The organism is Pseudoalteromonas sp. SR45-5, assembly GCF_014163565.1.
Taxonomy (GTDB): Bacteria; Pseudomonadota; Gammaproteobacteria; order Enterobacterales; family Alteromonadaceae; genus Pseudoalteromonas; species Pseudoalteromonas distincta.
Genome location: NZ_JACJDN010000794.1, coordinates 1 through 1,544, shown reverse-complemented (window position 1 = coordinate 1,544; position 1,544 = coordinate 1). Strand labels below are relative to the sequence as shown.

1 protein-coding gene is annotated in these 1,544 nt (G+C 40.9%); it reads right to left on the bottom strand.

Annotated elements, in window-relative coordinates:
• Positions 1 to 1,417: PrkA family serine protein kinase (locus H5072_RS19110; RefSeq protein ID WP_182694469.1), on the bottom strand; the 1,417-nt coding region annotated here is incomplete at its 3' end.
• Positions 1,418 to 1,544: the final 127 nt, after the last annotated feature.

Genomic DNA, 1,544 nt, shown 5'->3' with positions numbered 1-1,544 from the left:
GAATTAAATAGCCTTTTAAAAAGCTTAAATAACGCTCTTCTATTTCACTTGAAAATTGCTCGCGCTCTATCTGTTGCTCAAGCACATAGAACAAATGCACCGGATTTGCAGCAACCTCAGTGGTATCAAAGTTAAACACACGGGACAAAATTTTAAACGCAAAGCGGGTAGAGAGCCCCGTCATACCTTCATCAACACCTGCGTAATCACGATACTCTTGATACGATTTCGCTTTAGGGTCGGTGTCTTTTAGGGTCTCGCCATCGTATACCCGCATTTTAGAATAGATACTTGAATTTTCTGGCTCTTTTAAACGTGATAGCGTCGTAAATTGCGCCAATGTTTTGAGTGTACCCGGTGCACATGGCGCGTTGTATAGCTCGCTGTGCTCAAGTAATTTGTCGTAAATTTTAATTTCTTCAGTCACACGTAAGCAATAAGGGACTTTTACAATATAAACACGGTCTAAAAATGCTTCGTTGTTTTTATTGTTTTTAAAGGTTTGCCACTCAGACTCATTAGAGTGAGCGAGGATCATGCCATTAAAGGGCAGGGCGCTAATACCTTCTGTGCCGTTATAGTTACCTTCTTGGGTGGCGGTAAGTAAAGGATGCAGCACTTTAATAGGCGCTTTAAACATTTCTACAAATTCCATCAGCCCTTGGTTAGCTAAACATAAAGAGCCAGAGTAGGCGTATGCATCAGGATCGTTTTGGGCAAAGTGCTCAAGCTGGCGAATATCGACCTTACCAACCAGTGCTGAAATATCTTGGTTGTTTTCATCTCCTGGTTCGGTTTTGGCAATGCCTATTTGGTTTAAAATAGAAGGGTAGCGTTTAACCACTCTAAACTGGCTAATATCACCATTGAATTCTTTTAAGCGTTTGCCAGCCCAAGGCGACATAATGGTTTTTAAGTAGCGCGGTTTAATACCGTATTCTTTGCTGAGTACGTCTGCATCTTCGATAGGATCAAACAAGGAGAGGGGGTGGTCGTTTACAGGAGACCCTTTAATTGAATAAATAGGCACTTGTTGCATTAAATACTTTAGTTTTTCAGCAATGGATGATTTACCCCCACCAACAGGTCCAAGTAAATAAAGCACTTGTTTGCATTCTTCAAGCCCTTGGGCGGCGTGTTTTAAATAAGAGACTATTTGCTCAATGGCGTCTTCCATACCATAAAAATCAGCAAAGGCAGGGTAGCGTGCAACTACTCTATTAGAAAATAACCGGCTTAGTCGTGCATCCGTTGCGGTATCTACCATGTTTGGTTCGCCAATTGCCATGAGTAGGCGTTCTGGTGCGCTGGCGTAGGCAGACTTATCGGTTTTACAAATCTCAAGAAATTCAGCGATACTGTATTCTTCTTCCTGTGCCGCTTCGTATCGTGCTTGGTAATGCTCAAAAATCGTCATAATAACCTCCGAAACCCGCTGTAAAAAGGTGCTTACCTTTTAAAGTCTAGTCACGAATGTATATTTTTGTGCAATAAAATTAAAAATTTAAGTGAAAAAAGATCATGTTACTAAAAGCGTTTTATTA